General features: G+C 59.0%; 20 protein-coding genes and 2 pseudogenes. 17 read left to right on the forward strand and 5 right to left on the reverse strand.

The window, feature by feature from the left end:
• On the forward strand, positions 1 to 114 hold a 114-nt coding region (locus SO180_RS18890), incomplete at its 5' end, for a DUF736 family protein (protein WP_449380409.1).
• A 102-nt stretch (positions 115 to 216) separates the two neighbouring features.
• Here SO180_RS18890 and SO180_RS18895 read toward each other — a convergent pair.
• Positions 217 to 471 (reverse strand): helix-turn-helix domain-containing protein, encoded by a 255-nt coding sequence (locus SO180_RS18895; RefSeq protein WP_449380345.1) that lies wholly within the window; start codon positions 469 to 471, stop codon positions 217 to 219.
• A 165-nt stretch (positions 472 to 636) separates the two neighbouring features.
• On the opposite strand from SO180_RS18895, the gene SO180_RS18900 reads away from it, so the two are divergent.
• The 3 genes from SO180_RS18900 (at position 637) to SO180_RS18910 (ending at position 1,841) form a co-directional block, all read left to right on the forward strand.
• A complete protein-coding gene (locus SO180_RS18900) occupies positions 637 to 912 on the forward strand; it encodes a DNA -binding domain-containing protein (RefSeq protein WP_449380346.1) in 276 nt (91 codons plus the stop codon).
• Between the two features lie 217 nt (positions 913 to 1,129).
• Positions 1,130 to 1,261 (forward strand): transcriptional regulator domain-containing protein, encoded by a 132-nt coding sequence (locus tag SO180_RS18905; RefSeq protein ID WP_449380410.1) that lies wholly within the window; start codon positions 1,130 to 1,132, stop codon positions 1,259 to 1,261.
• 58 nt (positions 1,262 to 1,319) lie between these two features.
• On the forward strand, positions 1,320 to 1,841 hold the full coding sequence (locus SO180_RS18910; protein WP_449380411.1) for a DUF2285 domain-containing protein: 522 nt from the start codon (positions 1,320 to 1,322) through the stop codon (positions 1,839 to 1,841).
• A 536-nt stretch (positions 1,842 to 2,377) separates the two neighbouring features.
• On the opposite strand, the gene noeE is transcribed toward SO180_RS18910, so the two are convergent.
• Positions 2,378 to 3,553 (reverse strand): nodulation protein NoeE, encoded by a 1,176-nt coding sequence (gene noeE / locus SO180_RS18915; protein ID WP_449380347.1) that lies wholly within the window; start codon positions 3,551 to 3,553, stop codon positions 2,378 to 2,380.
• Positions 3,554 to 4,793: 1,240 nt separating this feature from the next.
• On the opposite strand from noeE, the gene SO180_RS18920 reads away from it, so the two are divergent.
• The 10 genes and pseudogenes from SO180_RS18920 to SO180_RS18965 all read left to right on the forward strand — a co-directional run bounded on the left by SO180_RS18920 (position 4,794) and on the right by SO180_RS18965 (position 15,499).
• A complete protein-coding gene (locus SO180_RS18920; protein WP_449380348.1) occupies positions 4,794 to 5,072 on the forward strand; it encodes a helix-turn-helix transcriptional regulator in 279 nt (92 codons plus the stop codon).
• A gap of 3 nt (positions 5,073 to 5,075) precedes the next feature.
• Positions 5,076 to 5,942: pseudogene (locus SO180_RS18925) on the forward strand (replication initiator protein A); the annotation flags it as partial.
• Between the two features lie 362 nt (positions 5,943 to 6,304).
• Positions 6,305 to 6,769 carry a DUF2840 domain-containing protein gene (locus SO180_RS18930; RefSeq protein ID WP_449380349.1) on the forward strand — a complete coding sequence of 155 codons (465 nt, stop codon included), beginning with the start codon at positions 6,305 to 6,307 and terminating at the stop codon, positions 6,767 to 6,769.
• Positions 6,769 to 7,275 carry a S26 family signal peptidase gene (locus SO180_RS18935; protein ID WP_449380350.1) on the forward strand — a complete coding sequence of 169 codons (507 nt, stop codon included), beginning with the start codon at positions 6,769 to 6,771 and terminating at the stop codon, positions 7,273 to 7,275. Before SO180_RS18930 ends, SO180_RS18935 begins: the two co-directional genes overlap by 1 nt.
• 317 nt (positions 7,276 to 7,592) lie before the next feature.
• A complete protein-coding gene (locus SO180_RS18940; RefSeq protein WP_449380351.1) occupies positions 7,593 to 8,186 on the forward strand; it encodes a lytic transglycosylase domain-containing protein in 594 nt (197 codons plus the stop codon).
• Positions 8,187 to 8,427: 241 nt separating this feature from the next.
• Positions 8,428 to 10,155: a relaxase/mobilization nuclease domain-containing protein gene (locus SO180_RS18945; RefSeq protein WP_449380352.1), complete on the forward strand. Its 1,728-nt coding sequence runs from the start codon at positions 8,428 to 8,430 to the stop codon at positions 10,153 to 10,155.
• 91 nt (positions 10,156 to 10,246) lie between these two features.
• On the forward strand, positions 10,247 to 12,223 hold the full coding sequence (locus SO180_RS18950; RefSeq protein WP_449380353.1) for a conjugal transfer protein TraG: 1,977 nt from the start codon (positions 10,247 to 10,249) through the stop codon (positions 12,221 to 12,223).
• Positions 12,224 to 12,232: 9 nt separating this feature from the next.
• On the forward strand, positions 12,233 to 12,682 hold the full coding sequence (locus tag SO180_RS18955; protein WP_449380354.1) for a CopG family transcriptional regulator: 450 nt from the start codon (positions 12,233 to 12,235) through the stop codon (positions 12,680 to 12,682).
• 801 nt (positions 12,683 to 13,483) lie between these two features.
• Positions 13,484 to 14,548, forward strand: coding sequence for a glycosyltransferase family 2 protein (locus SO180_RS18960; RefSeq protein WP_449380355.1), 1,065 nt, complete (start codon positions 13,484 to 13,486; stop codon positions 14,546 to 14,548).
• Between the two features lie 177 nt (positions 14,549 to 14,725).
• Complete coding sequence (locus SO180_RS18965; RefSeq protein ID WP_449380356.1) at positions 14,726 to 15,499, forward strand: class I SAM-dependent methyltransferase; 774 nt, start codon at positions 14,726 to 14,728, stop codon at positions 15,497 to 15,499.
• A gap of 479 nt (positions 15,500 to 15,978) precedes the next feature.
• Here the strand turns inward: SO180_RS18965 and SO180_RS18970 are convergent, their stop codons facing one another.
• A complete protein-coding gene (locus SO180_RS18970; RefSeq protein ID WP_449380357.1) occupies positions 15,979 to 16,668 on the reverse strand; it encodes a class I SAM-dependent methyltransferase in 690 nt (229 codons plus the stop codon).
• A gap of 177 nt (positions 16,669 to 16,845) precedes the next feature.
• Between SO180_RS18970 and SO180_RS18975 the strand changes: the two are divergent.
• Both SO180_RS18975 and SO180_RS18980 read left to right on the forward strand, forming a co-directional pair.
• A pseudogene (locus SO180_RS18975) lies at positions 16,846 to 17,449 on the forward strand (IS5/IS1182 family transposase); the annotation flags it as partial.
• Between the two features lie 542 nt (positions 17,450 to 17,991).
• Positions 17,992 to 19,785, forward strand: coding sequence for a hypothetical protein (locus tag SO180_RS18980; RefSeq protein WP_449380358.1), 1,794 nt, complete (start codon positions 17,992 to 17,994; stop codon positions 19,783 to 19,785).
• 1,094 nt (positions 19,786 to 20,879) lie between these two features.
• Here the strand turns inward: SO180_RS18980 and SO180_RS18985 are convergent.
• Together SO180_RS18985 and SO180_RS18990 are read right to left on the reverse strand one after the other, a co-directional pair.
• Positions 20,880 to 21,746 carry a phosphonopyruvate hydrolase gene (locus SO180_RS18985; RefSeq protein ID WP_449380359.1) on the reverse strand — a complete coding sequence of 289 codons (867 nt, stop codon included), beginning with the start codon at positions 21,744 to 21,746 and terminating at the stop codon, positions 20,880 to 20,882.
• Positions 21,747 to 21,810: 64 nt separating this feature from the next.
• On the reverse strand, positions 21,811 to 22,866 hold the full coding sequence (locus SO180_RS18990) for an aminotransferase-like domain-containing protein (RefSeq protein ID WP_449380360.1): 1,056 nt from the start codon (positions 22,864 to 22,866) through the stop codon (positions 21,811 to 21,813).
• A gap of 251 nt (positions 22,867 to 23,117) precedes the next feature.
• Here SO180_RS18990 and phnF point away from each other — a divergent pair, with 251 nt between their 5' ends.
• A complete protein-coding gene (phnF, locus tag SO180_RS18995; RefSeq protein ID WP_449380361.1) occupies positions 23,118 to 23,876 on the forward strand; it encodes a phosphonate metabolism transcriptional regulator PhnF in 759 nt (252 codons plus the stop codon).
• Positions 23,877 to 24,217 lie beyond the last annotated feature (341 nt).

Raw genomic sequence — 24,217 nt, forward strand, 5'->3', positions numbered from 1 at the left:
CTCAAGCTCGATGACCCCTCGTTCAACGCACCGATCTACGCGAACCTGTTCGAGGACGAAGCCAGCGAAGGCTACACCCTCCTCTGGTCGCGCCCGCGCAAGACCGGCGAGTAAGCCTCGCGCCGAGTACGCCCCGCCCGATCCAGTCGGGCGGGGCGCTTTTTGACGCCGAAAAGAAAGCCGCCAACGGGACCGGATCGATCGGCGTCGATCGCATCATGGATTTCGCTTTGCTGTCTTGGCACGCGGTTTGCAAAACTCCTCGTCAGGCAAGACAAGATCGACGTGACTGACACCTAGCGTGCTTGCGAGCTCGAACAGCGTCACCACAGTCGGATTGCGCTGACCACGCTCCAACTTGCTGATGTATTGTTGAGTGAAGCCGGAGGCCTCGGCGAATTTCTCCTGCGTGAAGCCTTCCCGCTTCCGCAGCTTTAAGAAATTCCGGCCCACCAACTTGCGCATGTCCATCTGCGCAAGTTGCGTCTTTACATACTAGGAGGTTTATCTCCTATAATATGTATTCTCGGGTTGGGACCGAGCCAGGGAATAGAGCTAAAGTGCGATCTTCAGCGAGCAAGCCCCGCGCGTCGAGTCGCCACCGACACGTTTGTTCTCATACTTTGCGGGATTCTCATGCAAACGCCGCTTAACCCCGATGTCGCGGACTTGGCGCCCACAGATGCGGCGCTGACGTCCTATGACGAGCAGCATCTGGTGACATATTGGCGGCTGCTCGATGCCGAGGCCGATGGCGCCGATTGGAGCGAAGTTGCCCGGATCGTGTTGCATATTGATCCAGATCGCGAGCCAGCGCGCGCTCGCAATGCATTCGACAGCCATTTGGCGCGCGCGAAATGGATGGCTGACCGCGGCTACCGCGATTTGCTTCGCGCCGGCGCTCCCAAATAGCAAAAAAAGTCGCTGGGATCGCGCTGCGGAGAAGGAATTTCTCTCGCTGATGGCGTGATCGACTATCTGCATCACGTGATGCACAAATAGAGACTTCCATGACAACCCTGGGATTTATAGACACTGCGCCGCAATTTTGCTTTGGCGGGAGATCACAGCAGTGTCTAAATTCGACTGGCGCTCACCGGAATCGTATCAGAGTGTCAAAGACGGCGAGATGTCGGATTTCGCTTGGGAAATCCTCCGCCGCAATCCCAAGTATCAAGCTGACTATCGGGACATGTTTTCGAAACACGGGCGGGTGACTCCCGAATTTCGGAGGAGATGGGGCCTCTGCTTTCGCTCATGACCCCCAGGGGTCCTTTCACGAGCAGACCATCTTCTGGGCGCCGGAGGCCTTGCCGGCGGTGCTGCCGATCGTTCGGAGCGCTTCCGGCTCGAATATCCTTGCCGCTGGCCTTGCACTTGCCGATCCTGCATCGCGTCGCATCAGACGGGCAGCGGACGGTTGGCATGTTGTATTGCGCATTCACGGAACCAAACATCATCTATGGCTGAAACAGGCCCCGCAGTTCGGTGCCTCTTATGCATTCGAACTGCCGCCTGACGCCGAGTTTAACATCCGTGCCCACGCCGCATATCGGTTCTTGCTTGCGATCAACGGTCGCTCGCCAGGACCTCCGTTTCATCACCTATCAGCCCAACGACGTAAGCGCTTAACGCTGGCGCTGCGCGCATTCGATGGGCGCATGGACGGCGCCACATACCGTGCCGTTGCCGAGGTGTTGTTTGGTGCAAGACGGGTCTCCGAGCGCGCCTGGAAAACCCACGACCTGCGCAGCCGAGTTATCCGCTTGGTTCAGGCCGGCTTGGCGCTGATGCGCGGCGGCTATCGCGCATTCCTTCGTCCACCCTCTCGCAAGGAATAAAACCGATACTGAAAGTCGATTCCCAACCTTAGAACGTACGCTCTGAGCGCCTTCGTGGATTGCGAGTTTAAGTCTTGAGAGTGCTGCAGGGACGTCGGCTACCTGTAGCGACGTCTCGAAGGGGTTCATCTAGCTTGGGGTAAGCGAACGTCTACTCTGACGCCACACGGCCGATCTGGATTGGGTCGGGCGGCCGAGGTCAAGCCTTCGGACACACGATGGCACTGCCGCTCCCTGAATTCAGCGAGCTCAATTGTAGAAGAGCAGCTTGCGTGTGACGTGTGCCCCACGGGGTCGGGATATTCCGAAGAAAGCAAGTGAGCAATCGTTCTGACGTATGCCGGACACCTTGGCCATCCGTTCCTCAAATGCAGCAATTTGTAGTTCTCCACTTTCATGTTGCTTGCGCATGACAGCTGAAGCTGAGCCGTGCTTGGCCTCTGAAATGATGAGGTCTGCCCCCCAAGCCTCACGATCTCGGCGCGCAACATCATCATGCGGGCACGCCATCACGAAACGGCCTACTGGAGCGCATCTCAATCGGCCTTCGAAGCCGTGAGCGCTTCATTCAACTGTGCCGCGATTGAATTTGCGACCTGTAAGGTCTCCTCTTTCTTGGAGGCGGCCAGTCGTTGCGCTTGTTGAAATATCGAGGGGCCGAAAGCCAACGTGGAGTTCTCTTCTGCTTGCGAACCGTTACCGCATACGGCGCCGTCAGCGGGGATGTCAAATGATCCTTCTGTCTTGCCCTCGAGAAAATCCCAGCAGGCTCGAAATAACTGGCGATAGCCTTGGGTTACTTCCGGACCCTTATCGACGACGCCGGCCCGTTCGGCGAACCGAAGGTCCTCCTCATAACCGAGCTCTATCAAAAGCTCCGTCCCAACGAGATCGGTCACGACCTGCATCTCTTCGATGCTCAGGTCGGCTTGCCAAGCCTGCACTGATCGGTCATCGATAGCCTTTTTCTCCAGGATCTTGCGATCCCCGAAAGTGCTGGACCGGAGATAGTCCATTTGCTCCATCGGTGCCGATGCCACGTCCGTTGGGCTGTAACCCAGGCCAGCAAGCACGCGCCGGATTTCCTCGTCGGGGTGCGCCACAAGGACCTCGTATTGCACCACCTGCGTCTGAGGCCGACTGCGGTACGCTGCAAGCGCAGGTAAACCCAGAACGAGATCGGCGAGAGAAGATGCGATCGCAGGCGTCGGTTGGCCCAAGACGATATCGGCAACACACGAAGCGATCGCAGGCGGATAACTTGCCGACAGGAGGGGAACGCCCCACGTCGTTTTCAGCGACGCCGCGATGGCGTAGGGATTACGCATGAGAACCAGTCGCGGCGCTTCCGGATAGAGGGAATCCAAAAAATCGAGCACCGTCCAATAGCGCGGAGTCTTGTCTATCAGGGTGCGCTTGCCCGCAGCTGCCAAATATCGGCCATAAGCAGCGTCGGCAAAAGTGCGAGTGACGATCGTTCGATCTATTCGCCCCAAGAACTCCGAGGTTGCTGTCTGAACCAGGGATGCGCCGGCTGGGTGACGATGGTCCACTTTACCGAAGGCCTCAAGTGCCAACATGAGCCACGGCTCAGGCGGAGCCAAAATATCTGGGTGGCGCTGAAGCAGATGCGCCAGCAGCGTCGTCCCCGAGCGGGGAAGACCTAGAAGAAAGCACACCGCAGGCGAATGGTTTACATCCTGGTTCATCATTCAACATCCTATACTTGGACAGACCCACCGTCCGTCCTGAACCCTTTTTCCGGCCGATGAGAAACATCACCAGCAATGCAGCTTCAGGTAGGCTTCAACCATTGCGATCCTCACATGACGTGTCCGTAAGGATCTCGACTTGCCGCGACAAAGTCCGACGAAATTATAGTCGCGCTTGGCTTTTGCGCTGCATGCCCGTTCACGGTTAGGGGGCGGACGACCCAAGCGCGGCAGGTCCGATTAGGGCGTACATAAAATGCCGGTGATTTAAGGGGACGGGCAGGTTTGCATCATGTATGGATCCCATTCGCATCGGATCTCGATGACTGGACTATTCATATTTGGCAATCTGGCTGCCATGAAATCGATCCATTTGACCAGACTGCAGCCCGGACCCAATCGGTGGCGACCAATCCTTGCGAAGCTGCAGCTGCGCAAGTTTCGTTCAGTCGCGCGGTGTTTATCCATATCAACGTGGGGAGCCTCGGAAAAGCATACTGTGGTTTATAGAAATATGCGCTTAGCGACCTAGAGGAAGTCCTTCGCTTCGAGCCGGCACGATGCCGCTCACGCGTCCGCCGAAGATGACGGTCGTCATGGGTTCGCCTCAGCCGATACGCGTCGCAGACCTTAGAATTCGTCTCAGAGCTGGGGCGAAGATGATTCCGATATCTGAGTTCTCCGACTGACCTTTATTATCGGCCATTCGTAGATTGGCAAAATCAATGGTTTTGATCGAACCATTCAGGCGATAGATAGATCCACTCGGCTCAGCCTCTCTGTCTGAAAAAGACAAGGCTGCCGATTCGGTGCCACTTATTCAAGCAAACTGCCTCTCGGTGCGGCTTCTGCGGCACGCAAGTGAGGGTCGTCTCAGAACCTCCATTTCATTTTCCAGCGCCGCGAGAGTTTGACGTTGGTGCTGCGCGCCCTCGATTGACGCACGCGATCGCGAGTCCGGCCACTGTCCAAATGTTAGTCGGCCTCGGACGGTCCGGGAGCGCGCCTCTAGACGCGCCAACGATGCAGCGGCGGACCATCGCTTTGCGCAACGTTTGTCAACTGATGTGCGTTGGCTGACGGACAGTGCTCTGCCTGTCAGCTGTCAGGAACGGAGCCGGGGTGCCGAAAATCATGACTGCATCTTCGGCATCCCCTTAAGCACTTCTACTCCCCCATGATGCTCGTCGGCGCGCGATCAAACGCGCGCATCCTCCAGACGAGCACGGGAGCTGCTCAAATGCCCGATCCGACCGCCGGCTTGCCGCCGCGATTATTGCGCACCCCTGAAGCGGCACGCTTTCTCGGCCTGTCCGGCCGAACTCTGGAAAAGCATCGCACCTATGGCACAGGGCCGACCTATCGCAAGCTTGGCGGCCGCGTTGTCTATGCGCTGGAGGACCTCAAAGCCTGGGCGGACCGTGGAGCCAAGAAATCAACCAGCGATCCCGGCATAGGCACGGTCTTGCCCGCAAAACGGCAGACGCCGATTCCGTATGCAGGCAAGGAGCGGCGCTGACCCATGTCGGACTGCATATCCTCTGCCCATGGGCGTCACTCTGAGCGCGGTCAACGCGATCTGTTGCGCTCATTGCCTGGCGACCTCTCACCATACGATGCGCAAGTCCTGACGGCATATCCGTTCTCCTTGCCGTCAACGTCGATACGGGTTTTACCGATCAACTTCCGCGCTGGGGCAATCACGTTTCGTGCGGAAGATATGTCGGAACGTGGCATGGTTCCGATTTGGAGTGCGGACGTTTTGATCTGGGCAGGTTCGCAGATTGGCGAGACTCGAGGTGCCGGCGCGACAACGCCCCGGCTGTTGGCAGCTACCCCATACGAGATCCCGACCTTCGTAGATCGCGGCGCCAGCGTGCGCGACTTCGAACGCCGCAAGGCTGCACACGACCGGTTGCAATTGACAACCATCACGATTTCGATGCGCCAGCCAACCGAGCGCCGACGCCATCGCTTCTCTGGGATCAACGAATGGAAGGAGACGGCAGATATGCACGGTCATGCCTGCGGAATCGATCTCATCGGGCGGCATCGGTTCTCCAAGGGTGTTCGCAGTGAGGCCCCCGTATTGATCATCGCCCGTTCCCCGTTCGATCTGACTGGCGGATTTGAACGATGCCTCTATCGCCTCAAACGCAAACATGATGGCGGTCAAACGGGCGGCTGGCGCGTTGATTTCGTTCATCTCCACGCCAAGCCGAATAGCCTATTCCCCCTCGAGCACTTTGCTTACGACCCGCGCCAGATCGTCCGTCGTCAAACCCTACCCCAATATCGGCTTGTCATCACGCATGACACTGACGCTGTGGACCGATTAAACTTCGCGCCACTTCAGGTCCGTCCCATTGCAAAACAGCTGCGAAGGCAGGCGCATCTCGGAGCAGAGGCAAGGCCTGAGAGCTGCATCGCGCTATCAGGGACAAGAACTCTGGTGCCTTCGGGGACCGGGCCTTGCCGCTATCGGAAATGGAAAGTGCCGGTAACGCTCCGCTGCGTGGTGGCTGCCCGCTCCACTAGCTCTGCTAACCCTGAATCCGTCCGATTCCTCCTAACACATCAGACGCTTTCGTCTGCAATCAGCAAGGTGGCCGCCGCGAGGGTTTCGCGACCGCGCCTAGTTGCACTTCACTATAACCTCTCGGCGGCAGCCAACGTTATTGCAGCCGCGGGCCAGCGGATACGCGTCTGTCGGCGCGAACCAGAGACGTCTCCGAACAAAGGAGCCGTCAAATGAGCGATGTCACAACTGTCGAACTCTTGTGGGTCAAAGGGCGGATCGAGAACCGAATTCGGTTCGGCCGGCCCGTATCGGAAAAGATCATTGACCAACACCGCCGGATTCTTTCATTCGCGACCGGTAGCATTTTCGCGTTCGTGCGCTGGACGTCCAACGATTTTGGAACCGTTCTGTCGCGTATCGACATTCTGCGCGCCGCGGCGCCACGGCAGCGATATTCAACTGTCCCTTGGGTGTACCCCGGCGGAGAAAGTCTGCTCCGATTGTCAGGATGGACAAAAGTCGAGCGCGCACTGCAATTGATCGATGCGGTTGAGGCACTTGAGATCAATCCTGCAGATGCTGCGCCAGACTATTGGCATCACGTTCACAACCGCCTCTCTGTCAACGAAGCGCCGCGAACCTACACCCGAGCGCGCCACCAGGCTTGGCTGCGCCGTCGAAGACGGGGCCTCTGATGGGACGGCTGACGATTATTCTAGCGACCTGCGGATCGGCAGCTCTCGCGTTGTGCTCGGACAGAGATGTAGCTCCATCGTACATCTGGAATGCTTCAGAAAGTGTTCCGATCGGCCTCTATCGTCTGCAGCCATCGCGACGATTGACTGTGACTGAGCTCGTGGCGGTTCGCCCGCCCGAGCCGCTTGCCACCTTCATGGACTTGAACGGCTATCTGCCGATCGGCGTTCCCATGCTCAAGCGCGTCATTGCGTTGCCGGGGCAAACCGTCTGCAGAAATGGCCTCGTCGTTTCCGTCGACGGCATCGATATGGGTCAGGCGCGGGATCGCGATGCACGTGGCCGTCCGCTGCCAGTTTGGCTCGGATGCCGCCTCATAGCGCCAGACGAAGTCTTTCTCATGAACTGGCAGTCGGCGGACTCGTTCGATGGACGCTATTTCGGCCCGATTCCGGCATCCGTCGTCATCGGACAAGCTCTGCCCGTATGGACAAAGGGAGACTGATCTTGTTCGGCCCGCTCCGTGGATATGCAGTCTCGTCGGTTGATGGATCGCCGCGCCCTTGCTCCTTCTCGGCCCGACCTTTTAAGAAGATCGTGCGCTATCCTCGTCGGCGGTGGCCTCGCACCCAGCGGCCGAACTCGCTACCCATCAGTTTCGCGAGCGCAAGCGCCTGCGTTTCAATCTGCGTAATGGCGGTTTGGGTTTTGGGAGCTCTGCTGGTCCTCGAATTGCCGTCGGAAGGTTGGGCTGAGACCGCAATCCCGCCGCTTAGTTTGCATTCGCTCAGCTCCCTGCATGTCAATTCATATACAGCCTTCATGGCCGAAGCCTCCCGCCGATTTGCGATCCCGGAGCACTGGATCCGTGCCGTCGTGCAGGTCGAGAGTAGCGGAAACGTAGACGCCGTATCGTCCCGGGGAGCATTGGGCCTGATGCAAATCATGCCCCAGACTTGGGTCGACCTAAGTATTCGCTACAACCTCGGTGTCGACCCCTTTGACCCCCGCGGCAACATTCTCGGAGGGACGGCCTACCTTCGCGAGATGCTCGACCGGTTTGGACGGCAAGGATTTCTCGCAGCTTACAATGCGGGCCCAAAGCGTTATGAGGCGCATCTGGCGACAGGGCGACCACTACCCCAGGAAACCCAGGTTTACGTCGCCAGGCTCGAAGGATTGATCGGCATTGGGCAGAACGAGCATGCGGCTTTGGCCATCCGACGCATTCTTCCGTGGCAGCAGGCAGCATTATTCTATGACCGCTCGGACAGCTCGTCGGCTAATGCCGGATCGACATCAGCTCCGCATTCGATGAGCACTCCGAACGACCCGGCGTACATACGAAGGCCTGTCTTCGTACCTGGTGCGACCGGGCTCTTTGTGCCGCGATCAACCGAAGCGGTGTCCCGATGATCGCAATCGTATTTCGTCGCGTGTTGTCGAAGTTTATCGCGCGTTGGAGAGTGCTCGGGAAGGAGCAGGGAATGTTCGACCGCGGATGGCAGGATAAAAGCCGCAAGGTGCGGCCGGTCGGTTGGGTGAGAATTGCCAGTGAATTCAGATACGCTCCAAACATTGCGAAGATCCGGCACAACTTGTCATTTTCGCCAAGACGCTGTTTTGGCTCGGCTTTCCCCACATTGCGGGGGCCGATATGACGCGTAACGATGATTTCCGCATTCGCCCAGGCCGAATCGGCTCGACACGCGGGCCGCGAACAAAGCCCTTCCTGGCGCAAGCCTTACAGGCCGCGCAGGAGGCTGGCGGTCTTTCACGTCGTGCCGGCAGTCGTGGCGGCAGGTTTGGGCGTGGGCGCGCTGCGACCCTTAGGGCCAACCGGCTCTTGCAAGATCGCGGCCGCGGCGCCATGGTCAAGGCGCGTGTCGTGCGGCGGATGCGCTCGCCAGGCGGCCTGCGGGCCCATATCGGTTACCTGCGGCGCGACGGCGTCACCCGTGACGGATCGCGAGGCGAGCTATTCGATGCCGCCGGAGATGGCGCAGATGGCCGAGCCTTTGCTGAGCGCTGTGAGAACGATCGGCATCATTTCCGCTTCATCGTCTCGCCAGATGACGCCGGCGAACTCGCAAGTTTACGGAGCTTTACGCGCGAGTTGATGGACCAGGCCGCACGCGATCTCGGTACACGGCTTGACTGGGTCGCCATCGACCATTGGAATACTGAGCACCCCCACATTCACATCCTGGTGCGGGGCCGGGCCGACGATGGTTCCGACCTTGTGATCAGTCGCGATTATATCGGAACGGGCCTGCGGGCCCGCGCAAGTGATCTGGTCACCCGCGAGCTTGGTCCCCGATCAGAGCTTGAGGTTCGGCGCGGTCTTGAGGCAGAGGTGGCGGCCGAGCGCTGGACACGGCTCGACCGTGCGCTTGCCTGGGAAGCGGGACGTACGGACGGGGTGATTGATCTGCGGCCGGAGCGCGGCGGCGGGTCCGACCCGTTGCGCGAGATCCGGATTGGCCGGATGCGGACGCTCGAGCGGCTCGGGCTCGCCGAGCCCGCCGGTCCGGCGCGCTGGGTTCTCGCTCCTGATATAGAGCAGCGCTTGCGTGCGCTTGGGGAACGCGGCGATATCATCAAGCGGCTGCACAAGACACTCGCAAAGGAGGGCGCCTCTCGTGCGCCATCCTCCTGGGCACTTGAGGGGGAACGTCATGGCGAGCCTGTTATCGGCCGCCTTATCAGCCGCGGGCTCGATGATGAGCTCAAGGGATCGGCATTCGCCGTCGTCGACGGGATCGACGGACGTGTGCATCATATTAGGTTCCCCGAAATCGATGCCGCCGGTGACGGCCCTGTTGGCGGTATTGTCGAGCTGCGTCGCTTCGAGGATATGAGGGGCCGTCAGCGGGTCGCGCTTGCGGTCCGCTCAGATCTTAATCTCGACCAGCAGGTGGCTTCGGAAGGGGCGACCTGGCTCGATCGGCGCCTGGTCGCTCGTGAGCCCGTCGATCTGGCGCGTGGCGGATTTGGCGCCGAGGTTCGGTCCGCGCTCGATCGCAGGATCGATGCGCTGGTAGAGCAGGGGCTTGCTCGCCGGGATGGCGACAAAGTCACATTGGGCCGCAATCTGATTGGCACTCTACGCAACCGTGAGGTCGATAATTTGGGCCGGCGCTTGGCCTCCGAAACTGGGCTGGCGCATTTGCCCGCTGAGGCGGGAGAGACCATTTCCGGGGTTTACCGCCAAAGGATCTCGCTCGCCTCCGGTCGCTTCGCCATGATCGACAACGGGCTAGGCTTCCAGCTCGTGCCCTGGATCCCGTCGCTCGAGCGTGAGCTCGGCAAACAGGTCAGCGGGATCGCCGGTCCTGGCGGGGTCGACTGGAGTTTTGGGCGCAAGCGCGACCTTTCGCTCTGACCCGCCGATCTCTTCGCCATGCTGCGCGACAACGCGACCTCGAAAGGATTGCCGTTGAATGGCGCCCTCACGGTGCGCATCAATTCTGGCCATGCCCGCGACGAAGATTCTTTGGGGTCAACTGCTCTTTGTCTCTATGGTCGTGCTCGCTTTCCTCTGGGCGGCTACCGAATGGACGGCCTGGCGTCTGGCCTTCCAGCCGCAGCTCGGGCCTGCCTGGTTCACGATCGCGGGCTGGCCTATCTACCAACCGGCTGCCTTCTTCATTTGGTGGTTCGAGTTCGACGCCTACGCACCTATCATCTTCGTCAAGGGAGCATGCATCGCCGCAAGCGGCGGAATCGCATCGGTGGGCGTAGCCATCTTCCTTTCGGTATGGCGGGCCAAGGAAGCTCAGCATGTGACAACATATGGGTCGTCCCGCTGGGCGGACGCGCGGGAGGTTCGCCGTGCGGGACTTCTGGGGCTAGATGGCGTCGTGCTCGGTCGCTTTGATGGCCGCTACCTCCGGCACAATGGACCCGAGCATGTCTTGTGCTTTGCCCCGACCCGTTCCGGCAAAGGCGTCGGCCTTGTCATTCCGACACTGTTGACCTGGCCGAACTCCACGATCGTCCACGATATCAAGGGCGAGAATTTCCAGCTGACCTCCGGATGGCGCGCCCGCTTTGGACCAGTGCTGGTCTTTGACCCGACCAATGCGGCGAGCGCGGCCTACAATCCACTGCTCGAGATTCGCCGAGGCGACTGCGAGGTCCGCGACGCCCAGAACATCGCCGATATTCTCGTCGATCCCGAGGGCGCGCTCGAGCGTCGTAATCACTGGGAGAAGACCAGCCATTCCCTGCTGGTCGGGGCAATTCTCCACGTCCTCTATGCGGAACCAGACAAGACGCTTGCCGGCGTTGCCAACTTCCTGTCGGACCCGTTGCGCCCGATCGAGACGACGCTGAACGCAATGTTGGCGACGCCCCATTTGGGAGAACGTGTCCATCCGGTCGTGGCTTCGGCGGCGCGCGAGCTCCTCAACAAGAGTGAAAATGAACGTTCCGGCGTGTTGTCGACCACGATGAGCTTCCTGGGGCTCTACCGCGACCCCGTGGTTGCCAAGGTCACGGGGCGGAGCGACTGGCGCATTCGCGATCTTGTCGACGGACCCCGACCGATCTCGCTTTACCTTGTGGTGCCACCGTCCGACATCGCCCGGACAAAACCCCTGATGCGGCTGGTGCTGAACCAGATCGGGCGGCGGTTAACCGAGAGCCTCGATACCGACCGACGGCGGCAGAAGCTGCTCCTGATGCTCGATGAGTTCGCAGCCCTCGGCCGGCTCGACTTCTTCGAGAGCCAGCTCGCCTTCATGGCAGGCTATGGCATCCGCAGCTTTCTGATCACCCAGAGCCTCAACCAGCTCGAGCGAGCCTATGGGGCGAACCACGCGATCCTCGACAATTGCCATATCCGCGTTGCCTTCTCGACCAACGACGAGCGCACGGCCAAACGCGTGTCGGACGCGCTCGGAACCGCAACCGAAATGCGCGCGATGAAGAACTATGCCGGGCATCGGCTCTCGCCATGGCTTGGCCACCTTATGGTCAGCCGCCAGGAAACATCACGTCCGCTGCTGACACCCGGAGAAGTCATGCAGCTCTCGCCCAGCGAGGCCATTGTGATGGTTTCCGGCGTGCACCCGGTGCGCGCCCACAAAGTCCGCTACTACGAAGATCCTCAGTTCCAAAGCCGGATATTGGGCCCGTCGCGCAACGTTCCAGTCGGCTTGGTCTCGCAGCCCGACGATTGGTCAGGCCGCACACCGATTCCGGCCTCGGTCGATCTGCTGACCGCGTTGAAGCGTAACGTCCGCGATGCGAATGGCGGCATTCGACGCGAGCCCGAACTGCCGCAGCAGGACGAGGTCGTGATTACAGCGCCGCGCGCCGATAACGAATTCGATGCCGGGCTCGATGACAGCGATGCTGATGCCGCGCAAGCGACGCCCCTCAACCGCTCAATGCAGGGGCTGGCACGTTCGGTCAGCCTCGACCCAGACGATAAGATGGGCCTTTGAGGGGCTGAGATGAAGAAGGTCCAGCTCAGCATCTATCTTGATCCAGAGATATTTCGCAGTCTTGAGGCATTCGCAAAACGTCAGGGCAAGCCTCAGTCGCTGGTTGCCGAGGCTGCTCTTGCTTCCTTCTTGTCTCCCGATGAGTCCGAGCGGCGGGAAGCAGCGATAGCCAAGCGGCTCGACCGGATCGTCCGTGTGCTCGAGCGACTTGAGCGCAATGACGGTGTTACGCTGGAAACGATTGCCCTGTTCATCCGCTTCTGGTTGACAGCAACTCCGGCATTGCCGGAGCAGTCAAGCCCCGCAGCGCGCGCCAAGGGCGCTGAACGCTACGATCGCTTTGTCGAAGCGCTAGGTCGGCGGCTCTCCAGCGGATCGAGCGTTCTTAAGGAAGTCAGTCTCGAATCGTGTGAAGCTGGGAGCCTTAATCCGATAGAAGACAAAGCCGGTCCCACCTGATTGACCCGTCATTTCCTTGGCTAAGTCAGACTGCGACTCGCCATCGTCCATCAGTTGAAGCACTCTCGATTGCAACCACCTCATCAAAAAAACGATCGCTGCGGCGTCGACTGGTGTGTCTTGAGAAGGGAGAAGAGGGACATGGGCCAGCAGCCGCGGTTACCGTATCATCGCGTTGTTGATGATACCGCATCGGCAAAGCTGTTTAGCCCCTTCTGCCACAGCTCGCGACCTACCTGGGGCATGTGGATATCACGTTGAGCCAACGCTATCTGCGGATGCCCCCCGAGCTGCTCCAGGAGGCCAGCCAGCGCTTTGCGCGCTACTCACAGTCTGAGAATGGCCATGCCTGACAGAAGTCTTCTGGGCGCCTGGGTCCGCCGCTTCCTGCGCGATCACGTCGTAGCGGGGCGTAACCTCTCGCGGAATGCACAGGCCAGCCATCGCGACACCCTTACCCTCTCGCTACCTTCGCCAGTGCTTGTTGCGGATGCCGAATGAACCAGGATCATGTCGGCGCGAGCCTCCAAATAGTCTTGCGACCAGTGCACGGCTTCCGCTTCGCTGAGACGCACCTAATGCGTGAAAGAGAGAGGACGATAAGTTGCTATCACGATCGCATCGAGCGCCACTCTAGAGCTGTCCATTTTGCCTTTCAAAATTGCGCTGCCAATCTGTTCCTCCGTCTTCATTTGGACTTCATGTCTATCCCGCTCTGAGGTGATAGACTCTACCAGTTCTGGCAGGAGATCCCGGAGGTCAGGTCGGTTAGAAGCTTGTCGAGGGCGAGTTGGAAAATTGATGATGCTGACTGGCCACGTCTCAAGCCTGTCCACGACCGCAGTCACCGCCGCTGCAAACGGACTGTCGATTGTCGTGCCCGCCTATAACGAGGCTGAAGGTCTCGCTGAACTCCATCAGTTGATATGCCATCTGGCCAAGGTGCTGCGGAAGCGCTACGGACTCGGTAGCGAAGTTATCTATGTTGATGACGGCTCTACCGACGCGACGCTTTCGATCGCGCGCACGCTCCCGGCCTCTTCGATCGACGTTCAGGTGGTTTCGCTGTCGCGCAATTTCGGCAAGGAAGCCGCGCTGATGGCCGGACTCGACTATGCCCGCCGCGGCGCCGTGCTGTTCATGGATGGCGACGGTCAGCATCCGCCAGCGCTAGTCGAACAGCTCGTTAGCCACTGGATCGATGGCGGCTATGACGTGGTCTATACCGCTAAAGCGAACCGCGACAATGAATCGCTGTTGCGGCGCCTTTCGGTGCACGGCTTCTACACCGTGATCAACTTGGGCGGGAGGCAGAAGATCCCGGAAGATGCCGGCGACTTCCGGCTGCTCTCGCCGCGGGCAGTCGCAGCGCTGCGCCAGCTTCCCGAGCGCAACCGCTTCTTCAAAGGATTAGCAAGCTGGATCGGGTTCCGCCAGATCCGGGTTGACTACGAGCCGGCGCCGCGCGCGCGTGGTTTCAGCACCTTCGGCTGCATGCGGCTGGTTGGCCTGTCCATAGAGGGTCTGACCTCATTCTCGGTGACACCCTTGCGCTTTGCGAGTCTCCTCGGTGTGGCTTTGGCCTCGGCCGCTCTCTTGTTCGGGCTCTGGATCAGTTGGGAAGTCTGGACCACTGGCAAACAGGTGCCCGGCTATCCGTCGCTCGTCGTCGGCCTCATGACCATCGGCGGCGTGCAGATGATCATGATTGGTATCGTCGGCGAATATATCGGCAAGATCCTGTCCGAGTTGAAGGCGCGGCCGATCTATTTCGTGGCCGAGCACAGCGAGAAACCGTTCGCGGTTGAGGGGCGCGGGAGCGCGAGCGAAAGGATAAACACGCAATTGAAATTGGGGGCTACCTAGGAAATGCATATAAACGAAGTTGGGCACCGGATCCATCAGACCGGTGGTGTGGCTTCCGGCCGGCGCTGCCTAGTCTGTGATGCGATCGAACCGGTGATCGGCGACGAACCGATTTGGCCGATTGCCTGGCGCTGCCCTAGATGTGGGCACGTCGTTCCACAAGCGGAAGGGATTCCGATGTTCGCCGCCGAGCTTGCGAATACCGCCAGCGGATTCGATCCCGATGCGTTCGACACGGTTGCCCAATTCGAGGCCGGACATTTCTGGTTTGTCGCTCGCAACCGATTGATCGTCGGCTTGGTGAATCGATTCTTTCCACGAGCGCGCTCTTTCATGGAAATAGGCTGTGGGACTGGCTTCGTGCTGCGGGCGATTGCAGGGTCCCGGGAATGGGATCGTCTGGTGGGGACCGAATTACACCCTGCGGGGCTTGTGTATGCGAGGAAACATCTGCCGTCGAAGGTAGAATTTGTCCAAATGGACGCACGTGACCTTCCAGCAGAAGGTGTATTCGATCTCACCGGCGCATTCGACGTTGTGGAGCACATTGCAGACGATGAGGCGGTTCTAAAAGGCCTGCGAGCCGCAACAAAAAGCGGAGGTGGAACGATCTTAACCGTGCCGCAGCATCCGTGGCTATGGAGCCGCGCGGACGATATCTTTCACCATGAGCGCCGTTATCGCCGGGGCGAGCTGGAAGCAAAGGTGCGTAGCAACAGCTTCGAAGTTCTGTTTTCATCGTCTTTCACTTCATTGCTCTTGCCGCTGATGATGGCCAGCCGCCTGAAGCCCAGAAAATCGAGCGCGATTGAAGAAGTTTACGAGTATAGACTAAATCCCATCATCAATGGGCTGCTTCGCTGTATACTCGAGGTTGAGGTTCGGATGACGCTCGCGGGCGTCCGCTGGCCCGCAGGAGGCAGCCGGGTCGTAGTTGGACGTGCAGCCTAAAGTTGCCTCGGTTCGTGCTGTGTCTGAGAAGTGCGCTCGGAAATTGTGGTGAACTGAACAGATGAATTCGATGCAAGTCAGGAGTGAGCAGGGCGGCAGCTTCATTTGGGATTAGTTGTCACGTTTTACGTTCTGTCCCTGCGGCCGGCCCAAGCCTAGTCCCTCCGTCAAGCATAGCCGCCTTCAATCGCCAGGACTGTCAGCGCGCCTCGAGTATCTTCATTCCGCTGGGGGAGCGTGGCGATCCCTCCGACCTGGCTTCGGCATTTGGGTTATGCCGCAGCAGCTTTCGTTACGAGAGGGCCCTGCCAAGCGGAAGCTCCGAAAGCTGGAGGCCCTACCTGGAGTTCAATCAGGATAGAGAGCGATGCACCGTTCCCGCGTCGATGCTTCCCCCACCGGGCCGAGCGGATCGTAACTCATTGTTTCAGAACCTACGAAGTATCTGATTAGCTTTAACTCCTGCCTGCAACCTTCGATCAGTGGTGCGCCACGAACGTCATTCGCCATGGATTGTACCCGGTGTTGCGCGGCGCGCGCGTGGTATTGAATCCGGCCGCGCCGAGCTTTACGATCATCTCGTCTTCGCTGTAGCGCCGCAGGCCGATCCTGTTGCGCAATAGCGGGTAGTCAGACAACGCGGTGCGGATCAGCCCGATCAGTGCATCGCGCAGGAAGCCGTGGGTTGCCGCAAAACGCAATAACGCCAGGACGTCTCTAGTTATGCCGACCCCGGGCGGCAGGTTGTCACCGAGCACAAAGCGGCTGAATGGCTTCAGCAGTCGATGGATCACGTCAAAGGCCGAATCCAGTTCCTCCGGCGTCATGTATTGCGCGACCCCATTCATCACGACGAGATCGACCGAGTTCCCGTCCATTGATCGGAGATCGCCGAGCGAGCAAACGCGGATCTTGGTGTTCGGCGCGAAGCGCGCGATCAGCCGGCTGCGCACGCCCGGCGCCGGCTCGGCCAGATAGAGTGTTGCGCAAGCATCCGCGACCTTCGCCGCCGAGAGCGCCTCGCCGCAGGCGTAATCTAGCACCACGGCGTCGGGCGAGGTGATGTAGCCAATGATGTCGCGCGCGATGACCTCAAAGTGCAGGTCGCGGTGCCGTCTGCTCACATAAATCGTGTGCGTTGAATCGTAGTAATCGATCCATTCATGCATCGCGTTTAGTGTCCTGTAGCAGGGTTCCTACCCCCAAGAACCGGCAGGTGATGCGTTAGGTCGTGTGGACTCTTGGGATTCTCAAATTAGTCGAACCATGATTCAACGCTGCTTTCTGGTAGGCGGTCTTGGGCGTCATGGACGGAGTTGTTTTGAGCGTGAGCTGATCACAGGCTAATCATCGGCCGTCCCCATCAGCGCGGTTCGACGGCGCGAAATGGGCCGCATGTTTGTGGAAGGCATGCTCTGCCCGCCGGAAGTCTTCGGGGAGTGAAACAGCGTCTTTCCAGCTGGAGCCAGAAAGGTGTCTGGCAGCGTGTCGCCGATACCCTGTCTGACGACCCAGAATTCGAAGTACGTGATTGCGGATTCCACCAGTGTCCGCGCTCGCATGCCGGCGGCGCAAAAGGGGGGCAAGATCAGGCCATCAGGACGCTCGGGTAGCGGCCTGAGCCTGAACACCAAGATCATCTTGGCCGCGCGGACGGGGGTGGCCCGGTCCGCTTCATCCTCCTAGCTGGTCAGGAAGCCGCCCCCCCGCAAGCCGGTCCACTTTGGGGGGAAGCGCCTGCTGAATTCATTGCTGATGCCGCTTGCGACGGCGATCACATCCGCGAATCTGCCTCCGACAAAGGAAGCCCAAGCCCGAGATTCCGAAAATCCGTCTCGGTCACTGAAATGCCCTCGACAAGCATCTCTACGAGCAGCTTCACTCATCGAGTACTGCTTCAGCGAGCTGGAGAAATTTGGCCGGGTGGTAACCCGCTACGAAACTACCGCCCCTAGTGCGCAAGTGCGTAGCATAATTATTGCGTGCGTTTCGGATATCCTGATCGAAGGAGATACGCGACGCGCGCCGGACACCTGGGCGATGCTGACGATTTTCAGCAACGAACGCGTCCAGCTCAGCTCTTGGCCATAACACGGTCGCGCTCGCTCCCTGCGGCGCAGACGCTGCGAGCAAAGATCCTGCATGCCTGCGAACGTGAGCCGAGCAACTCCATCGTGGTGATGCGGCTTGCCGTCGGCCTCAGATCGTGACTTTCCTCCTTTGGATGGAATCGATCCATGATCATCAGTCAAAGGGGCTACTCGGCAAATAGGTCAGGCGATCGGGACCCAATACCCCATCGCGCGGCTTCATGTCGATTCCGCTCCGAGGGTGATCGACTCTACTAATTTTGGGAGGAGATTGCGAGGCTACGGTCAGTTAGAAGCTGCTCGAGGCTAATATCCGTTGGAATGGGCCTCGTCTACGAGGCTGGCAGAACGGGGCCCATGCCAAGAGGTAACCAAGTTGCCAACGGCAGGATGTTGTCAGGTTTGCTGAATCGGATTTTGCTGGTTCTGTCGGCCGTAACCACAGCAATCCTTTTCTCTTTGCTGCTGTATTACAGCAGTTACGGTCTCATGCTTGCCGACGAAGGTCTCTACCTCAACTTAATCGCGAACCCATTTCCCTACGCCATCAATATGCCGCCGTCCCTTTTCGGCTTCGTCTATCACTGGCCATATCAGTGGGCGGGTGGGGACATCGCGATGCTTCGCGCGGCGAGCTTCACGCTTACCATGGCGCTGGGCTGTATTCTCAGCTTCCTTGTGATCCGACGCCTCTGGATAGCGGGTTGGCATCATGCGGCGGTGCTATCGGCAGGAATCGCCAGCCTGGCATTATGCGATTATCGTGGCTGGGGTGTTACCCCCAGCTACTACACACTGACCTTTCAATCGCTTCTAATTGTGATGATCGGCTTGCTGCTGGCCGATCGGCCAGTGCGCATTCGTCAGGTCTTGGGATGCATCCTGATCGGCGTTGGCGGCTGGTGCTGCTTCATGGCCAAGCCGACCACCGCTGCAGCTATTGCCCTCCTCGTGATGCTCTATGTCGTCGTTTTGCGCCGAACGTCGCTGCTGCCCATGCTTGGCGCGGCGCTGGTCGCTCTCGCTCTACTGATCGTTACCGCCTACTTGATCGACGGCGGCATCACCGGGCTGATGATCCGTATGGTCAACAGCGCTGATTTGGAAATGCTGCTGGGGGCCCGGCACGAGGTGTCTCTCATGTTTCGGATCGATTGGCTCGACATCAGTCGCGAACAACTCGCTATCGCTGTGTTAATGGCGATAGCCTTGCTGCTCAGCATTTTCATGGGGTCTACGCACAAGTTCCTCTCATCGCTGGCTCTCGCTGCTGTGTCGATCGTAACGATAGCGATTGCGCTGCTGGGGACCGATCCGATCAGCATCAACCTCTCGACCCTGTTCCTAGTGCCGGTCTTCATATGCCTTGGCGCAATGTTCTATCGTGAGGGATTGGTTCTGCGCACCCAGACGCCTACCAGCATCGCTCTAGCGCTCACCTTTTTGGTCCTACCGCACCTGTGCGCACTGGGCTCCGCTGGCAATTACTGGCGCATCGGTGCAAGGGACGCCTTGTTCTGGATGCTCGCAGTCGTTGCTTTCCTGAGCCCTCTTGCGCGACAGGGACACAGCGTCGTCGCCATCCTACTGCCCCTGACAGTGTTGGCACAGTTGCTCACTGCATCCGTCGTCAATGGTTCCCTTCTCAAGCCGTTCCGTCAGGTTAAAGATCTGCGCGCCTATACTGCTGTCATGCTCATGCCGGGCGGCGGAAAATTGGTGGTCTCGCAGTCCCTCTACGACTATCTGGCCGCGGCCAAAGCCCAGGCTCGTGCGGCCGGCCTTGAAGTCGGTGCCCCCGTGGTCGATCTCACTGGCGTCTCGCCGAGCCTGCTGTATATGCTCGAGACGCGAGCGCTCGGTCTACCATGGCTGATCGGAGGCTATCCCGGCAGTAACGCAGTCGCAGTGGAAACGCTCCGACTCGAGAACTGCGCCGATCTGGCCAAAGCGTGGGTACTGATCGAGCCAGAGGGGCCATATCATATTGATCAGGTTAGTGTGATGGCCTCTTTTGGAGCCGGGCAGCGGGACTACCTCACCGCCGCTACTCTCGACCCCCCTGTCGTTGACGGGGATTATGCGAAAGAGACCAGGCACTTTCTGTTCAAGCCCATACGCTCTGCCGCGCAGGCGGAGCAATCCTGCCGTGAAGCCAGGGGACAACGGCACGGCCAGAAATGGGGCCAATGGTGAAAGCCGTGATCCTTGCGGATGGCCTTGGAGCCCGACTCTTCGAGGAAACCACCTTCGGCCCGAGCCCATGATCGAGATCGGCGGCACGTCAGACGTTTACAAGCGTCGAGAAGGGTATCGAGCCTATCGATACCTCCTCATACTTTGCGCCGCACATACATTGCGATCGCGTGGGCATGAAATCTCGCCAGAGACCTTCATGGCGAATTGGTGATCGGCGCATTACATTCCGAATTACGCCCAGCACATTTCCAGCGGCGGGACCAACCCAGCGCGAAGCCGGGAATCGCTTTGAACGCCTGCAATCCTTGCTGCATTCTTGGCATTCCCTTTCATTAGCCGCCTAACTGGTCTCGACCTGTCCGGGCTTACTCGCGACGACATGCTTCCGTCAGTTATTGACGTGGCCAATCAAGCAAGAGCCGGCAGAAATTGTTTGTCGCGAGCGCGGGGCGCGACTCTCTGACAATCCGCGAGATGTTCATGTGCTTCGCTGGCGCTCGAGGTCATCTGCAGGTCGTGGGTACGGCCGCAACAATTACCGACTGCTGGGTCAGTGCTCGCGCCGCGGATGGTTTCAATGTCATGCCGCCTTTGCTACCAGGTTCGATGAAGGAGTTGAACGACCCTGGTCATCAAGGAATTGCAGCGTCGTGGCCTGCTTTCTTCTGCCATCCGCACGGGCATTCTACGCAAGAAGCTGAGTCTCCTACGTTCCCTTGATCTGTCGCAGGTGCAGGGGCCGATCGAGCTACCACTACATAGTCGGATCGACCCTCAGAGCTTAAATTGTTTGACTTTTCTGACATTGCGCCAAATGATTACCGCAGGGCCTTTCCACAACCTGCTAAGCTTGTCGCACCGAGCTGGTAGATCTCTTCGCTTTGGCAGAAAAGGTATGCGAATCGGCTCACGGTTTTGTGTCGGGTTAGCCCAGCAACGCATTCTGCTGGAGGTGTAGCGGAGTTAGAGAGCACTACATCGCGAATCCCGCCAGAGGGGGCAATTTCCTCTGATATGGACCCAATGCGGACCGAGGACCCTGGACGTATTCACACGCCCAGCATTGGAGCTCGGCAGGACAGAACGAGAATTCAGCGCAGGAACCGCTCCTCGGCAATTTTCACCCGGTCCATACCCTGCAGTCGAAAGATTTCCTCGACGGAAACAATATCCTTGTTTACCATAAGTATGCCGCCATCGTGCCGAATGCGCGCAAAGACATCCTTCATCGCCGTCACAGAGGCACGGATTGCATGGTTGCCGTAGATCACCATCCTTATTTTGCCCAGTGCGCAGATCCGCACCTCGTTCATCTCTGGATAAGCGGTGGGCACGATTACTATCGGAGCATTGCCGCTCCAGGCGCGCACAAAGCTTTCTACCTCATCTGGCGTCTTCTGCTTAGAATGGATGAGGATCATATCGGCGCCAGCCGACTCATAAGCTGTTGCGCGCTTGAGCGCCTCCGCCTCCCCCAAACCCGCGATCAATGCTTCGGTCCGAGCGATGACCAAAAAGTTAGGATCTCGCCGCGAAGCAAGCGCCGCAGCGATCTTGCCTTTGAACTCCTCGATCCGAAGTAACTCCTGCCGGCCTGTAGTCGCAAGGCTGGATACCTTGGGAAATGTCTTGTCCTCGATGACGACTGCCGCAGCGCCGGCACGCTCGTATTCAGCAATTGCGTGTGTGACGTTGATGGCATTACCATAGCCGGTATCGATATCGGCAATGATCGGCAAATGCGTAGAACCTGACATTGCGCGCACCACATCAAGGTGCTGAGTCATGCTGACAAATGACAAATCAGGCAGGCCGTAAAGAGCCGAGAGCTCAAAACCGGAAGCCCAGATTCCATCGAACCCCGCTTCCTCGACGAGCTTTGCCGATAAGGGGCTGTGAGCCGCCATGACATGTAACAGCCGATCCTCGGCTAATTTTTCTCGCAATTTTGAGGTCATCGTGACTCCGTTCTAGTAGCGGCTTCGTCAACAGCCCCGTTGAGCACCAAGCACATTGAATAACTTACCCCGCGCGCCTGCTCTCTAGGAGAGCCGCTATCCGGGTGATGCCGACCTCAGCCGCTCTCCGGCTCGATGGCGTTGAAAGCGACAATCGCACTGCGTTTGGCGCGGGTTGATTATCGACGGCGAAGAGCTCGGCGCTCCTAACGGATACGCCGGCAGCCACCGCCGATCGTACAAAGCTGTCGCTCGTCCATGGTGGCGGCAAGGGCAACCAGACATGCATCGAACCGGGCTTTGAGACAAGGCCGAAGCGGCCTAGGGCGCCACGGGCAATGACCTCTCGCGCCATATTCTCCTCTTGGATCGCCGCGGAAATCAAATCTGCAGTGCCCGAAAGCGTCCAATTTGCAACGACGGCAGCCAACAGTGGAGCCGCAGTCCAGAACGACAGCCGTTTGACCGGCGCCAGCGCCGAATCGCAGTGCGCCGGCGAGGGCGCCGCCACGTACGCCAAACGCAATCCGTGTGCGAGTCCCTTCGTTGCGCTCATCACGTACCACACGACATCAGGCGCGATCTTGGCAATCGGTGGGACGGCAACGGGATGCAGGCGTCCAAGGGCATCATCCTCGATGATGGGCACGCCGTAACGGCGGGAGATATCTGCAAGAGCGAGCCGACGGGATAACGGCATGATCGCCGTCGTCGGATTCTGCACCGTGGGATTGCAGTAAAGGGCGCGAACGCCGCCGTTCCGGCAAGCTCTCTCGAAGGCGTCAGGCAGAATACCGTCCTCGTCGATATCTAGTCCCACCAACTGCACGCCGGCCATCTCGGCAAGCTCACGCAAGGCTCCGTAAGACAAGCGTTCCGCTAGCAATCGGCCACCTTTGCCGACCAAATGATGAAGCAGGATAAGGAGCGCGCTCTGGGTCCCGTTGGTCGTGAGGATGCATTCGATATCGATCGCATCGCCAAGGCGTGGCGCCAGATAGCGCGCTCCACCTAGTCTTCCGCTGGACGAACCGCGTGCGGCGCCACCATGAATGAATCTGTCCAGACCATGGTCGGAACGAAGCTGCTGAAGCGCGCGAGCCAGTTTGGCGTCAAGCATAGGCACCGCAGGCGGTAATGAACGAGTGAAATCAACAAGCGAGATCTCACGAGGAGGGTGGCAAACTTGCGGAGCTTGGATTTCCATGGAAGCTAGGGTTGTATCTGCAAAGAATCGCTCGCAGTCGAATTTTGGCTGCGGGTGGACTTTAATTCTATAACCATACAACGTTCAAGAGTCAAAGGTTCTATACGGCTATTTCCAAAACAGTTTTACGTGTACGCTTGTGTGGGCTCAGCAGGGAAGGCGCAGTGGTGAAGGAAAATTCAAATCGGATCGAGCGCGCGGGCATTAGCCTGTGGCGACAGGTCGGAGACGCGCTCGCCGAGGATATTGCAAGTGGCGTCTTCACAGCGGGCGAGCGTCTGCCTTCAAGTGAGTCGCTTGCTGCACGCTTCAGTGTCAATCGACACACCGTGCTGAAGGCGATCGCACACCTGGAATCGGAGGGTTTTGTAAGGATCGAGCGTGCGCGGGGCGCCTTCGCCGTCGTGAACCCCATTGAATTGCGCCTCGGTGCCAGAAGTTGGTTCGAGCAGAATCTGCGTGACGGCAATCGCACGCCTTCACGTACAGTTATCGCTGTGGATAGAATTCGCGCCCCACTAGAGATCGCGACGCCACTCCAAATTAAGCCCGGCGGCCCGGTTCTCTTCGTGACCCTGCTGGGCGAAGCGGATGGATTTCCGGTCAACTACAATTACAACTATTTTCCGGTGCAGCGGATGCCAGGTGTGGAGGAGGCTTTCAAGGTCATAGGTAACGAGCCCACAGAGGACTTTTCTTTCGGCAAGATTTTCAAGTCCATCGGTGTGAAGGATTTTCGACGCAAGGCAATCCGAATCCGTGCGCGGCCGCCGAGCCGGGAAGAGGCAGCCCATCTGAAGATGCCAATGAGCGCTTACGTTCTGTTGACGGAGATCGTTCAGGTTGACAGCAAGGACACCCCAGTCGTGTATGCCGAAACCTGCTATAGCGCCGGCCGCGTAAGTTTGCTTGTGGACATCTGATTCCTCGCGAATGGCAGGCACGAGTCAGCTCGCACCGACCCTCGTCGGCCGAACGCGGTCGATGCCCTCAATAGCGCTCGCTGAGGTCCGGCTTTAGACACGCTGCCCTCGTCTGGCGAAGTATGTCCTGGAAAGTCAAGCCCGCCGAAACTGGGTCGGCCAACGGCGCTGTCTCTTGGGAATAGTGCGTCGAGCGACCCGGGGCGCCGCCCAAACCCTGTCGCAGAAACTGCCTGCCCCCTCAGCACCATTTCATGCCCCCCATTCGACCTTCGAGCCAGCACGGGCCTCGTCATCAAACGGTCATGAGGTAATGGTTCTATAATCATAATCTCAGTGCA

This window comes from Bradyrhizobium sp. UFLA05-112 (assembly GCF_053572325.1).

What these genes read in the sequence shown, in the direction of transcription:
- SO180_RS18895 (WP_449380345.1), bottom strand. Translation starts at nt 471, where the DNA reads ATGGACATGCGCAAGTTGGTGGGCCGGAATTTCTTAAAGCTGCGGAAG.
- SO180_RS18940 (WP_449380351.1), top strand. Translation starts at nt 7,593, where the DNA reads ATGGCCGAAGCCTCCCGCCGATTTGCGATCCCGGAGCACTGGATCCGT.
- SO180_RS18905 (WP_449380410.1), top strand. Translation starts at nt 1,130, where the DNA reads ATGTCGGATTTCGCTTGGGAAATCCTCCGCCGCAATCCCAAGTATCAA.
- SO180_RS18945 (WP_449380352.1), top strand. Translation starts at nt 8,428, where the DNA reads ATGACGCGTAACGATGATTTCCGCATTCGCCCAGGCCGAATCGGCTCG.
- SO180_RS18985 (WP_449380359.1), bottom strand. Translation starts at nt 21,746, where the DNA reads ATGACCTCAAAATTGCGAGAAAAATTAGCCGAGGATCGGCTGTTACAT.
- noeE (WP_449380347.1), bottom strand. Translation starts at nt 3,553, where the DNA reads ATGATGAACCAGGATGTAAACCATTCGCCTGCGGTGTGCTTTCTTCTA.
- SO180_RS18965 (WP_449380356.1), top strand. Translation starts at nt 14,726, where the DNA reads ATGTTCGCCGCCGAGCTTGCGAATACCGCCAGCGGATTCGATCCCGAT.
- SO180_RS18970 (WP_449380357.1), bottom strand. Translation starts at nt 16,668, where the DNA reads ATGCATGAATGGATCGATTACTACGATTCAACGCACACGATTTATGTG.
- SO180_RS18950 (WP_449380353.1), top strand. Translation starts at nt 10,247, where the DNA reads ATGCCCGCGACGAAGATTCTTTGGGGTCAACTGCTCTTTGTCTCTATG.
- SO180_RS18960 (WP_449380355.1), top strand. Translation starts at nt 13,484, where the DNA reads ATGATGCTGACTGGCCACGTCTCAAGCCTGTCCACGACCGCAGTCACC.
- SO180_RS18990 (WP_449380360.1), bottom strand. Translation starts at nt 22,866, where the DNA reads ATGCTTGACGCCAAACTGGCTCGCGCGCTTCAGCAGCTTCGTTCCGAC.
- SO180_RS18930 (WP_449380349.1), top strand. Translation starts at nt 6,305, where the DNA reads ATGAGCGATGTCACAACTGTCGAACTCTTGTGGGTCAAAGGGCGGATC.
- SO180_RS18920 (WP_449380348.1), top strand. Translation starts at nt 4,794, where the DNA reads ATGCCCGATCCGACCGCCGGCTTGCCGCCGCGATTATTGCGCACCCCT.
- SO180_RS18935 (WP_449380350.1), top strand. Translation starts at nt 6,769, where the DNA reads ATGGGACGGCTGACGATTATTCTAGCGACCTGCGGATCGGCAGCTCTC.
- SO180_RS18955 (WP_449380354.1), top strand. Translation starts at nt 12,233, where the DNA reads ATGAAGAAGGTCCAGCTCAGCATCTATCTTGATCCAGAGATATTTCGC.
- SO180_RS18900 (WP_449380346.1), top strand. Translation starts at nt 637, where the DNA reads ATGCAAACGCCGCTTAACCCCGATGTCGCGGACTTGGCGCCCACAGAT.